This window comes from Luteipulveratus flavus (genome assembly GCF_029439465.1).
Classification (GTDB): Bacteria; Actinomycetota; Actinomycetes; order Actinomycetales; family Dermatophilaceae; genus Luteipulveratus; species Luteipulveratus flavus.
The window spans coordinates 21,072-37,447 of the sequence record NZ_JAROAV010000031.1; the positions used below are offsets into that span (position 1 = coordinate 21,072).

Consider the following 16,376-nt stretch of genomic DNA (forward strand, 5'->3'; position numbering starts at 1 on the left):
CCGGCCGTGCGTCTGCTGTTCGTCCACGCCCATCCGGACGACGAGTTCCTGTGGACCGGCGTCTCGATCGCGCACCACGTCGCTGCTGGTGACGAGGTGCACGTGCTGACGATGACGGCCGGCGAGGAGGGCGAGGTCATCCCCGCCGACCTGGCGCACCTGGAGCTGCCGGCCGGTGAGGAGCGGGACCCCGAGGGTGCCGACCCGCTGGCCGTCGTCCGGCACGCCGAGCTGGCCGCCGCGATGGACGTCATGGGCGTCGCGTCCTGGACGCTCCTGGAGGGATACAGGGACTCCGGGATGGTCGGTACGGCGTCGGCCCGGCATCCGCGAGCGTTCGCCTCGGCGCCGGTCGAGGAGGTCGCGACCGAGGTCGCGGCGCTCATCGAGCGGCTGGGGTGTGACGTCGTGGTGACGTACGACGAGCGCGGCGGGTACGGCCACCCGGACCACATCCAGACGCATCGGGTGACGGTGGCGGCCGTGCGCGAGCTGGCCTCGCCGCCAAGGCTTTTCGCGGTCCTGACCCCGCGGTCGTGGGCGGTCGAGGACCGGGCGTGGGCGGCGGCCGTACCTGCGGACCGCCTCGAGGAGTGGGGCGTCGTGCCACCGCCCGAGCCGTACGCACCCGAGCTGTCGGTGGCCGACGACACCGTCGTGACGCACGCGACCGTCGACCCCGGCGCGGTGGCGGTCCAGGCGCGGGCGCTGGCGTGTCATCGCACGCAGGTCCGGGTACTGGCGGACGACGCCTACTGCCTGTCCAACGACGTGCTCGCCCGGTTGTCCGGTCGCGAGGGGTTCGTCGAGATCGACCCGGCCGACGGTCGTACGGTGGCGGGTTCGGGTGCACGACGAACGGGACTGGAGGGACGATGAGCAGCGAGCCGGTGCCGCAGGTCGACGAGGGCGAGTACCGCCGGGCCGTGAGCCGGTTCGCCACGGGCGTGACGGTCGTCACGACGCGGGTCGGGCACCTCGACCACGCGATGACCGCGAACGCCATCTGCTCGGTCTCCCTCGACCCCCTGCTGATGCTGGTGAGCGTCGAGCGCGAGGCGCGCTTCCACGACGCGATCATCGACGCCGGCGTGTGGGGAGTGAGTGTGCTGCCCGCGAGCGCCCGCGGCACGGCACAATGGTTGGCGACGCGCGGTCGGCCGCTGCACGGCCAGCTGGACCGCGTCCCGCATCACCAGGGAGAGGCGACCGGGGTCCCGCTGCTGTCGGAGGCGCTGGCGCACCTGGAGCTGCGGACGGTGCAGACGCACCTGGCAGGCGATCACACGCTGGTGGTGGGCAACGTAGTCTCGGTGCAGATCAGCGAGCACCCCGGGGACGCCCTGATCTACTACCGAGGACGATTTGGAGCACTTCCGTGACGACGAAGGACGCGGGTACGCCCGAGCCGCACGACGGGGAGTCGTCGGCCGAGCAGGCTGCGCAGGCAGGACCACAGGGGGAGCAGGACATGGCAGGGGTGGACGCGGCGACGACGCCGGACGCCGAGCAGGACGAGACGCTCGACACCGAGCAGGCCGTGACGGCGGGGACCGAGCAGGCCGTGACGGAAGGGACCGAGCAGGCGCCGGAGCCGGACGCCCCCGCGCAGGAGTCCGCCGTCCCGGCGGACGAGACCCACGCGGCTGCTGCGCCGGAGCCCGGGGCCGAAGCCGGGCCGGAGGTTGCGGACGAGCGCACCACTGAGACGGTGGCGTCGACCGAGCACGAGCCCACATCCGTCGAGGCACCGGTCGGCGAGCCCGCGCCGGCCGTCGATCGCCACGAGGCCGAGACGACCGCCATCCCCGTCACGCCGACCGCACCGTCCCCGGCGGATCGCGCTGACGCCGCCGAGGACGAGACGACCGCCATGCCGATCGGTCGCGCCATCCCGTCGTCCGCGCCGGCCGTGCCCGCCCAGCAGCTGCCTGGCCAGGCCCGCCCCTCGGCCCAGGCCCCAGCGGCCTCGACGCACGCCGGCGACGACGAGGACCCGACCGTCGTCGGGTCGGTGTCCCGGCCGACGGCGGCTCCCGACCAGCGGCCCGCGGTGGCCGCCGCGTCGACCCGCCCGCCCGCCGCGGACGACGGGGCCGACCGGGTCTCGACGGCCTCCTCGGCCGCGCGCGTCGACTCCGGCGATTCCGGCGACCGTCCGTCCCGCACCGCCGGCCCGAGCGGCCTCCTGGGCAGCCCCTGGGCGCGCGTCGGTGCGGTCGCGGTCGTGCTGATCGCCGCCTACCTGGTGCTGGCGCTGTGGCAGGGCGGCCGGATCTCCTCCGGCACCACGGTCGCCGGTGTCGACGTCGGCGGCCTCAGCAAGGCCGACGCGACCACGAAGCTGGAGGCCGAGTCCGCGCGTGTGTCCAAGCTCCCCGTGACGGTCACCGTCGGCGACGGTCGCGCCCAGGTGCAGCCGGCCTCCGCCGGCCTCTCCGTCGACGTACCCCGCTCGCTCGACGGCCTGGGCGGCAGCGGGATCGGACCGGGCCACGTCTTCGGCTTCCTCGGCGGCGGTGAGGACCGCCCGGCGGTCGTGAAGACCGACCGGAACCGCCTGGCCGACGCGGTCGACGACGCGACCCGTCCGCTGCTGAGCAAGGCGCCGGTGGACGGCAAGGTCAGCTTCGAGAACGGCAAGGTGAAGGTCGTCCGGTCGACCTCCGGTCAGGGCATCGACGCGGACGCGCTCGCGGCCAAGATCGGTAAGGAGTGGCCCGCGAACCGGGAGTACTCCACGACGATCACCGAGCGCGACGGCCGCCTGACGAACGAAGAGATCGACCGGTTCGTCAGCACGTTCGCCGACAAGGCCATGTCCGAGGACCTGACCGTGACCGACGGCCGGTCGGACGCCTCGCTCAGCCCGAAGCAGCTCTCGAGGGTGCTGAGCGTCAAGAACGACCGCGGTCGGCTGTCGCCGGTCGTGGACACCGAGAAGCTCGCCGACACCCTGATGAAGGAGCAGCCGGAGTTCGACCACCCGGCCCGCAACGCCAGGATCGAGCTGGCGGCCGGCCAGCCGAAGATCACCCCCGGCGAGGACGGCTCCAAGCTGGACCGCGCCAAGCTGGGCGCGGCGGTCCTCGCGGGCCTGACGTCCGAGGACCACAAGGCGACCGTCGCGACGACCCCGGTCAAGCCGCGGATCAGCACCGAGGAGGCCAAGGCGGTCAACACGACCACCGCGATCTCGGAGTTCCGCTCCCGGTTCCCCGGCGGCCCGACCAACGTCGCGCGGACCAAGAACATCAAGGTCGCGCTGAGCATCCTCAACGGCCAGGTGGTCGCACCGGGCGAGCAGTTCAGCCTGGTGCAAGCGCTCGGCGGTGAGATGACCCCGGAGCAGGGTTACGTCGAGGCGCCGACCATCCAGGACGGCCACGAGCGGGCCGCTCTCGGCGGCGGCGTCTCCCAGGTGTCGACGACGATGTACAACACCGCGTTCTTCGCCGGCGTGCAGCTGGACGAGCACAAGGCGCACTCGTTCTGGATCTCGCGGTACCCGATGGGCCGCGAGGCGACGCTGTGGATCCCGGTCCTGGACAACAAGTGGACCAACACCACGGGCGCGCCGATCCTGATCCAGGCCGGCACCGAGGGCAACGAGGTGGTGATGCGCTTCTACGGCAAGAAGACGTTCACCGTCGAGACGACCACCGGCAAGCCGTACGACTACAGCGAGCCGAAGACGATCTACGACGACCACCCCGGCTGCATCAAGGTGTTCCCGCAGCGTGGGTTCTCGGTCAAGGTCACCCGGGTGGTGAAGCAGGGCGGTGCCGTGGTGAAGAACGAGACGACCACCACCACGTACAAGGCCGCCAACAACATCATCTGCGGCAAGGCGCCCAGCGGCTCGCCGTCGGCGCCGACCACGCCGAAGCCGACGGCACCACCGCAGGACTGACGAGCGGCGTCCTGCGCCGAGCAGGGACGGCGCCACCGACGTTCGCCCACCGGACCCCGCCGACACGGGTCCGGTGGGCCGGGTGATGATGCGGGAATGACTGCCGAGCTGGTCGCCGACCTGCGCGCCGCCGGGCTGCGCGACGTCCTCGCCGACTCGACCTCCCGCGCTGCGTACTCCTCGGACGCCTCGCTCTACCGGCTGCTCCCGCAGGTCGTCGTCCGGCCGTACGACCGGGACGAGCTCCTCGCGACGCTGGAGGTCGCCCGGAGGCACGGCGCTCCGGTCACCTCCCGTGGCGGCGGTACATCCATCGCCGGCAACGCGGTCGGCACGGGCATCGTCGTCGACTTCAGCCGGCACATGAACCGCGTGCTGACCCTGGACACCGAGTCCGCCAGCGCGGTCGTCCAGCCGGGCACCGTGCACGCCGCCCTGCAGCGGCAGGCGCTCGCCGCGGGCCTGCGGTACGGCCCCGACCCGTCCTCGCACAGCCGGTGCACGGTCGGCGGGATGATCGGCAACAACGCGTGCGGCAACCGCGCGCTCGGGTACGGCAAGACCGGCGACAACCTCCTCGGCGCCGAGCTCGTGACGGCCGCCGGCGAGGTCCTGCGGACCGCGGTGGGCACCTCCCGCGCCGACGTGCTGGCCGCGTCGCCGACCTGGGCGGGGCTGGACGCGATCGCCGGCCGGCACCTGTCGACGATCCGGACCGAGCTCGGCCGCTTCGGCCGACAGGTCTCCGGGTACGCCGCCCAGCACCTGCTCCCCGAGGCCGGCTTCGACGTGACGCGCCTGCTGGCCGGCAGCGAGGGCACGCTCGGCGTGCTCAGCGAGGCCACCGTGCGCCTGGTCACCGAGCCCGCCGAGCGGCTGCTGGTCGTGCTGGGCTACCCCGACATCGCCGCCGCCGGGGACGCCTCGCCCACGATGCTGGGCTTCGACCCGGTCGCCGTCGAGGGGATGGACAAGCGCATCGTCGACATCCTGCTCGCGCGGCGCGGACCGGCGGCCGTACCCGTCCTGCCGCGCGGAGCCGGGTGGCTGCTCGTCGAGCTCGCCGGCGACGACCCGGGCGAGGTGCGCTCGCGCGCCGACCGGCTGGCCGTGGCGTCGGGAGCGATCGAGGCGCGCATCGTGGCCGACAAGGCGGAGGCCGCCACCATCTGGCGGGTCCGCGAGGACGGCGCCGGCCTGTCAGGTCGCAGCCCACGGGACCGCCCGGCGCACGCCGGGTGGGAGGACGCCGCCGTCCCGCCCGAGCGTCTCGGCGCGTACCTGCGTGACTTCGACGCCCTGCTGGAGCAGCACGACCTGACCGGCCTCCCGTACGGCCACTTCGGCGACGGCTGCCTCCACATCCGGATCGACTTCCCGCTCGAAAGCCCCTCCGGCACAGCGCAGTTCGGTGCGTTCCTGCGCGAGTCCGCTGCGCTCGTCGCGTCGTACGGCGGGTCGCTGTCGGGCGAGCACGGCGACGGACGGGCGCGCAGTGAGCTCCTGCCGACGATGTACTCGCCGGAGGCGCTGCAGCTGTTCGCCGAGATCAAGCACCACCTCGACCCGGACAACCTGCTCAACCCCGGCGTGCTCGTCGACCCGGCACCCGCCACCGCCGACCTGCGCATCCCGCAGGCCCGCCCCGTGCGAGAACCATTGGCGTTCAGCCTGATTCACGACCACGGCGACTTCTCCCAGGCCGTCCACCGGTGCACCGGCGTCGGGAAGTGCCGTGCCGACAACACCGGTACGGGCGGGGTCATGTGTCCGTCGTACCTCGCGACCGGCGCGGAGAAGGACTCCACCCGCGGCCGGGCCCGCGTCCTGCAGGAGATGGTCAACGGCTCGCTCGTCCAGGGCTGGAACGCGCCCGAGGTGCACGAGGCGCTCGACCTGTGCCTGTCGTGCAAGGGGTGCGCCTCGGACTGCCCGACCGGCATCGACATGGCGACGTACAAGTCGGAGGTGCTGCACCAGACGTACAAGCGGCGTCCGCGGCCTCGTGCGCACTACGCGCTCGGGCAGCTGCCGCGCTGGGTGCGGATGGGCTCGAGGATGCCCACGGTCGTCAACGCGATGTTCGGGGTGGGGGAGCGGTTCTCCGCGCTGAAGAAGGTGGCCGGGGTCGACCCGCGCCGGTCCGTCCCGCCGCTGGCACCTCGGACCTTCCGGGCCTGGGCGGCTGCGAACGGCGTGCCCACCTTCGACGCGGCTGCCGTGACCGACCGCCAGGTCGTTCTGATGGCGGACACGTTCACCGACCACTTCTCACCACAGGTCGGCGAGGCGGCGGTCCGGGTCCTGCGGGCGGCGGGGTACGAACCCGTGCTCGACCCGCCCGGCTGCTGCGGTCTGACCTGGATCACCACCGGCCAGCTCGACGCCGCCCGCCGGATCCTGGGCGACACCGTCGGCGGCCTGTACGACGCCGCGGCGGCCGGGGTGCCGATCGTCGGGCTCGAGCCGTCCTGCACGGCGGTGCTGCGCTCGGACGCCGTCGAGCTGTTCGACGCCGCCGGCGGCGAGCCGGCGCAGCGCGCACGCACGGTCGCCGCGGCGGTACGCACGCTCGCCGAGCTGCTGACCGCGGACGCGGCGTGGTCGCCACCCGACCTCGCCGGCCTTCGGGTGATCGCGCAGCCGCACTGCCACCACCATGCGGTGATGTCGTGGACGCCCGACGCGCAGCTGCTGCGCCGGGCGGGCGCCGACGTCCGTCGTCTCGGCGGCTGCTGCGGCCTGGCGGGCAACTTCGGCGTCGAGCTCGGTCACTACGAGGTGTCGGTGAAGGTCGCCGAGCAGTCGCTCCTGCCGGCCCTGCGCGACGAGCCGGACGCGCTGCTGCTCGCCGACGGGTTCTCCTGCCGGACCCAGGTCGCCGACCTCACCGAGCGGCACGGTGTGCACCTGGCCGAGCTGCTCGACCCGGAGCGCACCTGACGCGGCGGACGCCGCCGTCAGCCGGTCGGGCGCGTCCAGATGTACGGCGTGGTGGTCGTAATCTTGACCAGGCCGCTGCGCTCCAGGATCGGCCGGGAGTACTCGGTGGAGTCGCTGTGCAGGTAGCGCACCCCCTGGGTGAGCGCCGCCCGGGCGCGCTCGGCGGTGAGGGCGCGGTAGATCCCGCGACCGCGCCACTCCGGCCGGGTCGACCCGCCCCACACCCCGGCGAACTCGGTGCCCGGTACGACGTCCAGCCGCCCGGCGGTCACGACCTGACCGTCTGCCTCGGCCACCCACAGCTGGAAGGCGTCGCCCTCGGACCGCACCCGCTCGGCGGTCTGCGCGCTGTCGCCGAACCGTTGGCCGAACACCTCCGCCTGCATGTCCATCATCCGCTCGATGTCACCGACCAGATCCGGGGCGGACGCGTCGAGGCGCCGGATGGTCACGCCGTCGGGGAGGGCGAGGTCCGCCACGCAGCCGGCGGCCTCACCGACCATCACCGACTCGACCTCCTCGGCCACGAAGCCGTGCGTGACGAGGCGATCGGGCAGGTCGGCCGGCAGGTCGTGCCCGCGGGTCTTCCACTCGAAGAACGGCACGGTGCTGTGGTCGCGGAACCACTCGATCGCGTACGCGATCAGCTCGTCGACGGCCTCGCCCTCGGCGCCGTCCAGGTCGGCGTAGGTGACGAAGCCGCGGTCGGGGTAGGTCGCGAGCCAGAGCGGGCCGTGCCGCTGGACGTCGTCGGTGCCCCGGACCTCCGCCGCGGATCGCAGGTTGTCGTCGTAGGCGCGCAGCAGGGCGGTGATGTCCGGGTTCGTCACCCCGGTGACCCTAGGCCGCCCGCGACGCCCTGTCGCGTCCGTTTCGGCCGCTACAGGGCCCGGACGTCCAGGCGGGTCTCGGTCGCTGTGCCGTCGGCAGCGCGCTCGACGAAGAAGGCACCCTTGCCGTCGATCTCGCTGACCGCCTCGACGAGCTCTGTCCCGCGGTAGACGAGTCCGACCCCGTTGTCCGTGGCGTAGCCGGAGGGGAGGGTGCCGTCGGCGATCAGCGACTCGAACAACGGCCGCCGCTGCTCCTCGGCGTCGTAGTGCACGCCGTTGCTGTACGGCAGCAGGGCGAGCCCGTTGGTGACGGGCCGCAGGTCCGGGCCGAACGAGTCGGTGGTGCCGCCGACGTGCCAGCAGATCGACCCGGCCGAGACTCCGGTCAGGACGACGCCCGCCTCCCACGCGGCCCGCATCGCCTCGCCCACCCCGTGCAGCTGCCACATCGCGAGGAGCCCGGCGACGCTGCCGCCCATCACCCACACGACGTCCTGCTCCAGCAGATGCGCTCGGACGTCGGGGACGTTCGGCATCGGGAACAGCTGGACGTGGCTGGACTGCCACCCCGCGACCCGCGCCGCGTCGTGCAGCCGCGCGAGCACCGCTTCGTTGTCACCGAGCGCCGTCGCGAGGAAGCAGACCTTCGGGGCGCGGCCGCTCACTCCGGCCAGGTCGACCGCGTAGGTCGAGAGCGCCGAGAGCTCCCAGAAGGTGTGGCGCCCCTCCTTCAGGCCGCCGGAGGTCGCGAGGATCGTGGGCTGCTCAGCAGGCATGCGCCAGACCCTAGGGCCTGGCGTACCAGTACTCGTGGTGGGTGTCGAAGCCCAGCGACCGGTACAGCTCGACCGCCGCCTCGTTGTCCGCCGACACCTGCAGGTACGCCGACCGCACGCCCCGCGACTGCGCGTCCTGACCCGCCGCCCGCAGCAGCGCTCGACCGAGGCCACGGCGTCGCAGGTCGGGGCGGACGTGCAGCGCGAAGACGCCCGCCCACGCCGATCCGTACGCCACGCGCCCGATCGCGCCGACCTCGTCCCCGTGCGACGCGACGAGGTAGGAGGCGTCCTCGATCCGGGCGAGCATCGCGCGCAGGGTGTCGGCGTGCTCCTGCTCGCGCGCGGTCGCACCCGCGAACCAGGCGTCGTCCGCCCGGTCGTGCACGGCGACCTCGAGGCCGGGGGCCGGTGCGGCGGCGAGCGCCTCGACCGGACCGGTCAGCACCAGGGTCTGCTGGAAGACCCGCCATCCGTGGGCGAGTGCCCATGCGCCGAGCTCGTCGCGGGCGACGTCGAAGCCGGTCGGGCCGTACAGCTGCACCAGCGGTGGCCGGCCGCGCTCGGCGTACCAGGCCTGTACCCGCGACATGGCGTCGTCGAGCGGTACACCGGGGTCACCGAGCGGCAGCACCGAGTTGCCGCGGCCGGTGTAGCCGTCGGAGCTGCGCAGCAGCCACCGCCCGAGCCACTCCTGGTGCAGCGGCGGCATGCCCTCCACCATCAGCTCCTGCAGATCGGTCATCGACACCGCCAGGTGCGGGCGTCCGCGCCGGGACGGGGCCGGTGGGATCTCCTTGGCGGCGACGACGCGGCTCTGCTCGACCGTGACCTCCCCGCGACGCGTCCGCACGACGAGAGCGCGCTCGTCGATGCGCAGCAGCTCGCCCACCGCGTCGGTCAGCGTCGGTCCGCCCTCGGATGCGTCACCGTCGCCGGCGATGGCGAAGCGGACGACGATCCGCATTCCGACACGCAACGATGCGGTGAGGTGGGGCTCACTAGGGTCGTCGTTCATCGCCTCGGCATACTAGGCAGTGCACCGGCGCTCGTGCGCCGACGACCAGCAGGAGGATCCACCCCCATGACCTACGTCATCGCCCAGCCGTGCGTCGACCTCAAGGACAAGGCCTGCATCGAGGAGTGCCCGGTCGACTGCATCTACGAGGGTGAGCGCTCGCTCTACATCCACCCCGACGAGTGCGTCGACTGCGGTGCGTGCGAGCCGGTCTGCCCGGTGGAGGCGATCTACTACGAGGACGACACTCCCGAGGAGTGGGCGGACTACTACAAGGCCAACGTCGAGTTCTTCGACGACCTCGGCAGCCCCGGCGGCGCGGCCAAGCTCGGCAAGATCGAGAAGGACCACCCGATCATCGCCGCGCTCCCGCCCCAGGAGCACTCGGAGTGATGACAGCGGCGTGAGGAAACGAGCGCAGCGAGGCCCGGAGCGTCGCTGGAATCACGACCGCGAGGACGAGTGAGCCTGCAGCTCCCCGACTTCCCCTGGGACACGCTCGCCGCGGCGAAGGAGCTCGCCCAGCAGCACCCCGACGGCATCGTCGACCTCTCGGTCGGCACGCCGGTCGACCCCACGCCGCGGGTCCTGCGTGACGCGCTGAGCGCCGCCTCGGACGCACCGGGCTACCCGCAGGTCTGGGGCACCCCCGACCTCCGCGAGTCGGTGAGCACCTGGTTCGCCCGACGCCGGCACGCCACCGGCGTCGATCCGGACGGGGTCATGCCGACGGTCGGCAGCAAGGAGCTCGTCGCCTGGCTGCCGACGCTGCTCGGACTCGGCCGGGGCGACACCGTCGCGTTCCCCTCGGTCGCCTACCCCACGTACGACGTCGGCGCGCGGCTCGCGGGCGCCGACCCGCGGCCCATGGCCAACCTGCTCGAGCTCGGTCCGCACTCGCCGCGACTGCTGTGGCTGAACACGCCGAGCAACCCGACCGGGCAGGTCCTCGGGGTGGAGCACCTGCGCAAGGTCGTGGACTGGGCCCGCTCGCGCGGCGTCCTCGTCGCGAGCGACGAGTGCTACGCCGAGCTGACCTGGGACGGCACCGACAGCGCGCCGAGCATCCTCGACGACCGGGTGTGCGCAGGCTCCCACGACGGCCTGCTGGCGGTGTACTCCTTGTCGAAGCAGTCCAACCTGGCCGGATACCGTGCGGCCTTCGTCGCCGGCGACCCCGCTCTGGTCGATCGGCTGGTCCAGGTGCGCAAGCACGCCGGCATGATCGTCCCGTGGCCGATCCAGCGGGTGCTGCGAGCAGCGCTCGGTGACGATGATCACGTCCAGGAGCAGAAGAAGCGGTACGCCGCCCGCCGCGCGCTGCTGCGCCCGACGCTGGAGTCGGCCGGCTGGCGCATCGACCACAGCGAGGCGGGTCTGTACTTGTGGGCGACCGCGGACGAGCCGTGCCGCGAGACGGTGGACCGGCTGGCGCAGCGCGGGATCCTGGTCGCTCCGGGTGACTTCTACGGCGTGGCCGGCGCCCGGCACGTGCGGATCGCGCTCACGGCGACGGACGAGCGTATCGACGCGGCTGTGGCACGGCTGACCGATCGTTGACGGTGCGTCAAAAACGCGTTGACCGGCCGACCGGCCCGATTGCACCGGGGCCCTGACGCTGGGGTAACGTCGGCCGGGCTGACTTACCGGCGGAAGACGCCGGAACGCAAGGAGGACGGACAGCAGATGACAACAGAGGGCACCGCCACGTTCAGGGCGGGCGACAAGGAGCTGTCGTTCCCACTGCTCCCGGCGACCGAGGGCAACGCAGGCTACGACATCTCCTCCCTGATGAAGGAGACCGGCAACACCACGCTCGACGTGGGCTTCGTCAACACCGCGTCGTGCCAGTCCGCGATCACCTACATCGACGGTGACGCTGGCATCCTGCGCTACCGCGGCTACCCGATCGACCAGCTGGCGAAGAGCTCGAGCTTCCTCGAGGTCTCCTACCTGCTGATCTACGGCGAGCTGCCCACGGCTGCCCAGCTGGAGGACTTCACCAACCGCATCGGGCGCCACACCATGCTGCACGAGGACCTCAAGGACCTCCTCGCGGCGTTCCCGCGCGACGCGCACCCGATGTCGGTGCTCTCGGCGGCGGTCTCGGCGCTCGGCACGTTCTACCAGGACAGCCTCTCGATCACCGACAAGGACCAGGTCGAGCTGTCCACCACCCGGCTGCTGGCCAAGCTGCCGACGATCGCCGCGTACGCGCACAAGAAGAGCCAGGGCCAGCCGACGCTGTACCCGGACAACAAGCTCGACCTGGTGTCGAACTTCCTGCGGATGACCTTCGGCGTGCCGGCCGAGGACTACGACGTGGACCCGGTCGTTTCCAAGGCGCTGGACCAGCTGTTCATCCTGCACGCCGACCACGAGCAGAACTGCTCCACCTCCACGGTGCGGCTGGTCGGCTCGGGCCACGCGCACCTGTTCGCGTCCATCTCCGCGGGCATCCACGCGCTGTCCGGCCCGCTGCACGGCGGCGCCAACTCGGCCGTCCTGGAGATGCTCGACACGATCGACGGCAGTGACGACGACGTCGAGACCTTCATGAAGAAGGTGAAGAACAAGGAGGACGGCGTCAAGCTGATGGGCTTCGGCCACCGGGTCTACAAGAACTACGACCCGCGCGCCGCCATCGTCAAGGAGACCGCGCACGAGGTCCTCCAGAAGATGGGCGTCGACGACCCGCAGCTGGAGATCGCGATGCGCCTGGAGGAGATCGCCCTCAAGGACGACTACTTCGTCGAGCGCAAGCTCTACCCGAACGTCGACTTCTACACCGGCCTGATCTACAAGGCCATGGGCTTCCCGACCGAGATGTTCACGGTGCTGTTCGCCATCGGTCGCCTGCCGGGCTGGATCGCCCAGTGGCGCGAGATGATGGAGGACCCGGCCACCAAGATCGGTCGCCCGCGCCAGCTCTACATCGGCGAGGCCGAGCGCAGCTACGTCGGCATCGAGACGCGCTGACCCGCGTCCCACGCTGACGACGAAGCCCCGGTTCCACTTGGGAACCGGGGCTTCGTCGTGCGCCCGCGATCAGGCCAGGTCGATCCGTACCGACCGGGTGTCGTTGGTCGGTGTCGACGCCTCGTGCCAGCGCCAGCCGTCCTTGCCGCGCTCGCGCCGCCACTCCTGGTCGCCGACGGTGACCTTGGTGATGCCGTCGGACTCGGAGTGCGTCACGGCCCAGCCGGCGATCGCCCAGGCGACCTGCTCGCTGGAGGCCCTCACGTCGACGCCGCCGCCGGCCACCGACGCGCGGGCGCCGGTCTGGGCGCGCAGCTTGGTCAGCAGGGCCGCCGGGGCGGTCGAGTCCGTGGCCGCGTCGAGCCGGCACCCCACGGCGGCGGGCACCTGCCCGGAGAGGACCTGGGTGATCGTCCGGCCCTGGTCCTCGTGGTCGGCGTAGGCGTCGGGGTGCCCGCTGCGCTGGACCTCCTGCGCCACCTCGGTCAGCGGACGGTCGCGCCACCCGTCGACCTTGACCAGGTGCTCGTAGAACGCCCGGCTGGAGTAGACCGGGTCGGCGATCTGGTCCGCGGTGCCCCACCCCTGGCTCGGACGCTGCTGGAACAGCCCGACGGAGTCGCGGTCGCCGTACGTCAGGTTGCGCAGCTTCGACTCCTGGATGGCCGTGGTGACCGCGATGTGCGCGGCCTGTGTCGGCAACCGGTCCAGCGTGACCGCGACCGTGGTGATGGTGGAGGCGTTGGCCGCCTGCTCCGGCTCCCACTTCTCCTCGTGGCCGCCGTCGACCATCCGGCAGGAGGTTCCGCCGAAGAAGTTCTCCAGATGGTCGTAGGCGACGTACCCGCCGTAGCCGACGGCTCCGAGGACGAGCAGCGGGACCAGGCAGCCGACTGTCTTACGCCAGCGCCCGCGTCCGCGGTGCTCCTCGAAGTCCTGCTCGTCCCACGTGTTCCCAACCTGGGGGGTGTCCCAGGCGGCCTCGTCCTGTCGCGTGCGCGATCCGGGCAGCGGCGTCATTGGTCGGCGTGGAGGGCGTCGTTGAGCGCGATGCCGTGACCCTGACGGGCCCGGCACTCGACGACACCGGTCGTGGAGTTGCGGATGAACAGCATCCCGTCGCGCCCCGAGAGCTCGGACGCCTTGACGACGGTGCCGTCCTCCAAGGTCACCTTGGTGCCCGCCGTGACGTAGAGCCCGGCCTCGACCACGCAGTCGTCGCCGAGGGCGATGCCGACCCCGGCCTGGGCGCCGATCAGGCAGCGCTGCCCGATCGAGACGCGTGCGGTGCCGCCGCCGGACAGGGTGCCCATGATCGAGGCGCCGCCGCCGATGTCGGACCCGTCGCCGACGACCACGCCCTGGACGATGCGTCCCTCCACCATCGAGGTGCCCAAGGTGCCGGCGTTGAAGTTGCAGAAGCCCTCGTGCATCACCGTGGTCCCCGGTGCGAGGTGGGCGCCGAGCCGGACGCGGTCGGCGTCGGCGATGCGCACCCCGCTCGGCACGACGTAGTCGGTCATCCGGGGGAACTTGTCCACCCCGAGCACCTGGACCGCGCCGGCCTCGCGCAGCCGCAGCCGGGTCGCCTCGAAGTCCTCGACGGCGCACGGGCCGTGGTTCGTCCAGACCACGTTGCTCAGCACCCCGAACAGCCCGTCGAGGTTGATGGTGTTGGGCGCCGCAAGACGGTGGGAGAGCAGGTGGAGCCGCAGGTACGCGTCCGGCACCGAGGCAGGGGCCGCGTCCAGGTCGATCTGCTCGTGCACGACCCGGGTCCGCACCCCGCGGCGCGGGTCCTCGCGCACCTGAGCGGCGAGGTCGGCCGGGGCGGCGTACGGGCCCTTCGCGACGGGCGAGCTCCCGAGCGCGGGCGAGGGATACCAGGTGTCGAGCACCCGGCCGTCGATCGTCTCGGTGGCCAGGCCGAAGCCCCAGGCCGTACGCGGGGAAGTCATGCGCAAAGAGTAGGCGGGGGAGGGGGCAGCGCGTGACACGGTTCGGACGATGGTCGCGGCGGCCCGGACTGCGGCGCGGACGGGCCGGTGCCGATGCGCCAGGATGGCCGCATGCCCGACCTGGACCTCACCGCCGACGTGGTCACCCTGACCGCCGCGGTCTGCGACATCGAGTCCGTCAGCCACCACGAGACCGAGCTCGCGGACGCGGTGGAGCGGGCGCTGCGGGCGCTGCCGCACCTGACCGTCGTGCGCGACGGCGACGCGGTCGTCGCCCGCACCGACCTCGGTCGCCCCGAGCGGGTCATCCTCGCCGGCCACCTGGACACGGTGCCGTTGACCGACCCGCCCAACCTGCCCGTACGGCGCGAGAGTGGCCGGCTGGTCGGACGGGGCACGACCGACATGAAGGGCGGTGTCGCGGTCCAGCTGCGGCTGGCGGCGACGATCACCGAGTCGACCCGCGACGTGACCTACGTGTTCTACGACGCCGAGGAGGTCGAGGACCGGTACAACGGTCTGGGCCGCCTGGCGCGGACCCGTCCGGACCTGCTGCAGGGCGATTTCGCGGTCCTGCTCGAACCCACCGACGGGGGCATCGAGGGCGGGTGCAAGGGCACCCTGCGGGTGGACGTCCATGCCGGCGGCGTCGCCGCCCACTCGGCCCGGCCCTGGAACGGCAGCAACGCGATCCACGCGGCGGGCGAGATCCTGGCCCGGCTGTCGGCGTACGAGCCGCGGACCGCCGAGGTGGACGGGCTGGAGTACCGCGAGGCGCTGAACGCCGTGGGCATCAGCGGCGGCATTGCCGGCAACGTCATCCCGGACGCGTGCACGGTGAGCGTCAACTACCGGTTCGCGCCGGACCGGTCGGGCGAGCAGGCGCTGCAGCACGTCCGCGAGGTGTTCCACGGGTTCGACGTCGAGCTGGGCGACACGGCCGACGGCGCGCGGCCCGGCCTGGACCTCCCCGCGGCGCAGGCGTTCGTCGCCGCGCTCGGCCTGCCCGTGACGGCGAAGCAGGGATGGACCGACGTCGCCCGCTTCTCCACGCTGGGTGTCCCCGCGGTGAACTTCGGCCCGGGAGACCCCAACCTGGCCCACACCGACCACGAGCACTGCCCCGAGCAGCAGATCATCGACGCAGAGGCGGCGCTGCGGCGCTGGCTCGAGGACGCACCCACCGACGGCGAGGAGCACCCATGACCACCCCGGAGTACCGCAAGGGAGCGACCACGCTGCGCGGCAAGCGGGTGCCGGGTACGACCACCGACGCCCGGCTGCTGGACAACGCCGAGTCGGCCGACTGGCTGCACACCGACCCGTGGCGGGTGCTGCGCATCCAGAGCGAGTTCGTCGAGGGTTTCGGGGCGCTCGCCGAGCTCGGTCCGGCGGTCAGCGTCTTCGGGTCGGCCCGCACGCCCGCGGACTCCCCGTACTACGCCCTCGGCGAGGAGGTCGGCCGGCTGCTCGTCGAGGCGGGGTACGCCGTCATCACCGGTGGCGGCCCGGGAGCCATGGAGGCCGCCAACAAGGGCGCCATGGAGGCGGGCGGCACCAGCGTCGGGCTCGGGATCGAGCTGCCGTTCGAGGCCGGCCTCAACCCGTACGTGGACCTGGGCGTCAACTTCCGCTACTTCTTCGCCCGCAAGACGATGTTCGTGAAGTACGCGGAGGGGTACGTCGTCCTGCCCGGCGGGTTCGGCACGCTGGACGAGCTCTTCGAGGCGATCACCCTGGTGCAGACCCAGAAGGTCACCAGCTTCCCGGTGGTGCTGCTGGGCCGCGAGTTCTGGACGCCGATGGTGGACTGGCTGCGGGGCACGCTGCTGACCCACAAGATGGTCAGCGAGCAGGACGTCGACCTGCTGCACGTCGTCGACGACCCGCGGGAGGCCGTCGACCTCATCGCGACCGCCCGGCAGGAGCGGATGGAGGCTCAACGCCCTGAGTAGT

The 16,376-nt window shown here is 72.3% G+C and carries 14 protein-coding genes; 9 read left to right on the forward strand and 5 right to left on the reverse strand.

The window, feature by feature from the left end; genetic code table 11:
• Window positions 1-6 precede the first annotated feature (6 nt).
• The 4 genes from P4R38_RS12040 to P4R38_RS12055 all read left to right on the forward strand — a co-directional run bounded on the left by P4R38_RS12040 (window position 7) and on the right by P4R38_RS12055 (window position 6,856).
• The gene (locus P4R38_RS12040; RefSeq protein ID WP_277192351.1) at window positions 7-879 is read left to right on the forward strand and encodes a PIG-L family deacetylase; all 873 of its coding nucleotides are present in this window, start codon (window positions 7-9) and stop codon (window positions 877-879) included.
• Window positions 876-1,382 carry a flavin reductase family protein gene (locus P4R38_RS12045; protein ID WP_275238301.1) on the forward strand — a complete coding sequence of 169 codons (507 nt, stop codon included), beginning with the start codon at window positions 876-878 and terminating at the stop codon, window positions 1,380-1,382. Before P4R38_RS12040 ends, P4R38_RS12045 begins: the two co-directional genes overlap by 4 nt.
• Entirely contained in the window at window positions 1,379-3,913 is a 2,535-nt protein-coding gene (locus tag P4R38_RS12050; protein WP_277192352.1) for a VanW family protein, read from the forward strand. The genes P4R38_RS12045 and P4R38_RS12050 overlap by 4 nt, the downstream gene beginning before the upstream one ends.
• 96 nt (window positions 3,914-4,009) lie before the next feature.
• On the forward strand, window positions 4,010-6,856 hold the full coding sequence (locus tag P4R38_RS12055) for an FAD-binding and (Fe-S)-binding domain-containing protein (RefSeq protein ID WP_277192353.1): 2,847 nt from the start codon (window positions 4,010-4,012) through the stop codon (window positions 6,854-6,856).
• A gap of 17 nt (window positions 6,857-6,873) precedes the next feature.
• Here P4R38_RS12055 and P4R38_RS12060 read toward each other — a convergent pair whose 3' ends face one another.
• Genes P4R38_RS12060 through P4R38_RS12070 form a run of 3 tightly spaced genes read right to left on the reverse strand, consistent with a single transcriptional unit; the run spans window position 6,874 to window position 9,483 of the window.
• Window positions 6,874-7,686 (reverse strand): GNAT family N-acetyltransferase, encoded by an 813-nt coding sequence (locus P4R38_RS12060; RefSeq protein ID WP_277192354.1) that lies wholly within the window; start codon window positions 7,684-7,686, stop codon window positions 6,874-6,876.
• 50 nt (window positions 7,687-7,736) lie between these two features.
• Complete coding sequence (locus P4R38_RS12065; RefSeq protein ID WP_277192355.1) at window positions 7,737-8,465, reverse strand: Type 1 glutamine amidotransferase-like domain-containing protein; 729 nt, start codon at window positions 8,463-8,465, stop codon at window positions 7,737-7,739.
• Window positions 8,466-8,475: 10 nt separating this feature from the next.
• Entirely contained in the window at window positions 8,476-9,483 is a 1,008-nt protein-coding gene (locus P4R38_RS12070) for a GNAT family N-acetyltransferase (RefSeq protein WP_277192356.1), read from the reverse strand.
• 66 nt (window positions 9,484-9,549) lie between these two features.
• On the opposite strand from P4R38_RS12070, the gene fdxA reads away from it, so the two are divergent.
• From fdxA to P4R38_RS12085, 3 genes are all read left to right on the forward strand, one after another.
• A complete protein-coding gene (gene fdxA / locus P4R38_RS12075) occupies window positions 9,550-9,876 on the forward strand; it encodes a ferredoxin (RefSeq protein WP_275238307.1) in 327 nt (108 codons plus the stop codon).
• Between the two features lie 69 nt (window positions 9,877-9,945).
• Window positions 9,946-11,043 (forward strand): succinyldiaminopimelate transaminase, encoded by a 1,098-nt coding sequence (gene dapC / locus P4R38_RS12080; RefSeq protein WP_277192357.1) that lies wholly within the window; start codon window positions 9,946-9,948, stop codon window positions 11,041-11,043.
• A gap of 126 nt (window positions 11,044-11,169) precedes the next feature.
• On the forward strand, window positions 11,170-12,462 hold the full coding sequence (locus tag P4R38_RS12085) for a citrate synthase (RefSeq protein WP_275238309.1): 1,293 nt from the start codon (window positions 11,170-11,172) through the stop codon (window positions 12,460-12,462).
• A gap of 69 nt (window positions 12,463-12,531) precedes the next feature.
• On the opposite strand, the gene P4R38_RS12090 is transcribed toward P4R38_RS12085, so the two are convergent.
• Together P4R38_RS12090 and dapD are read right to left on the reverse strand one after the other, a co-directional pair.
• Entirely contained in the window at window positions 12,532-13,482 is a 951-nt protein-coding gene (locus P4R38_RS12090; RefSeq protein ID WP_277192358.1) for a hypothetical protein, read from the reverse strand.
• On the reverse strand, window positions 13,479-14,420 hold the full coding sequence (gene dapD, locus P4R38_RS12095; RefSeq protein WP_277192359.1) for a 2,3,4,5-tetrahydropyridine-2,6-dicarboxylate N-succinyltransferase: 942 nt from the start codon (window positions 14,418-14,420) through the stop codon (window positions 13,479-13,481). The genes P4R38_RS12090 and dapD overlap by 4 nt, the downstream gene beginning before the upstream one ends.
• A gap of 111 nt (window positions 14,421-14,531) precedes the next feature.
• Between dapD and dapE the strand changes: the two genes are divergently transcribed.
• Complete coding sequence (dapE, locus tag P4R38_RS12100; RefSeq protein WP_277192360.1) at window positions 14,532-15,626, forward strand: succinyl-diaminopimelate desuccinylase; 1,095 nt, start codon at window positions 14,532-14,534, stop codon at window positions 15,624-15,626.
• Complete coding sequence (locus tag P4R38_RS12105) at window positions 15,623-16,375, forward strand: LOG family protein (protein WP_275238313.1); 753 nt, start codon at window positions 15,623-15,625, stop codon at window positions 16,373-16,375. The genes dapE and P4R38_RS12105 overlap by 4 nt, the downstream gene beginning before the upstream one ends.
• The last annotated feature ends 1 nt before the right edge of the window (window position 16,376 follow it).

What these genes read in the sequence shown, in the direction of transcription:
- P4R38_RS12045 (WP_275238301.1), top strand. Translation starts at nt 876, where the DNA reads ATGAGCAGCGAGCCGGTGCCGCAGGTCGACGAGGGCGAGTACCGCCGG.
- P4R38_RS12055 (WP_277192353.1), top strand. Translation starts at nt 4,010, where the DNA reads ATGACTGCCGAGCTGGTCGCCGACCTGCGCGCCGCCGGGCTGCGCGAC.
- P4R38_RS12065 (WP_277192355.1), bottom strand. Translation starts at nt 8,465, where the DNA reads ATGCCTGCTGAGCAGCCCACGATCCTCGCGACCTCCGGCGGCCTGAAG.
- P4R38_RS12070 (WP_277192356.1), bottom strand. Translation starts at nt 9,483, where the DNA reads ATGAACGACGACCCTAGTGAGCCCCACCTCACCGCATCGTTGCGTGTC.
- fdxA (WP_275238307.1), top strand. Translation starts at nt 9,550, where the DNA reads ATGACCTACGTCATCGCCCAGCCGTGCGTCGACCTCAAGGACAAGGCC.
- P4R38_RS12085 (WP_275238309.1), top strand. Translation starts at nt 11,170, where the DNA reads ATGACAACAGAGGGCACCGCCACGTTCAGGGCGGGCGACAAGGAGCTG.
- P4R38_RS12090 (WP_277192358.1), bottom strand. Translation starts at nt 13,482, where the DNA reads ATGACGCCGCTGCCCGGATCGCGCACGCGACAGGACGAGGCCGCCTGG.
- dapD (WP_277192359.1), bottom strand. Translation starts at nt 14,420, where the DNA reads ATGACTTCCCCGCGTACGGCCTGGGGCTTCGGCCTGGCCACCGAGACG.
- dapE (WP_277192360.1), top strand. Translation starts at nt 14,532, where the DNA reads ATGCCCGACCTGGACCTCACCGCCGACGTGGTCACCCTGACCGCCGCG.
- P4R38_RS12105 (WP_275238313.1), top strand. Translation starts at nt 15,623, where the DNA reads ATGACCACCCCGGAGTACCGCAAGGGAGCGACCACGCTGCGCGGCAAG.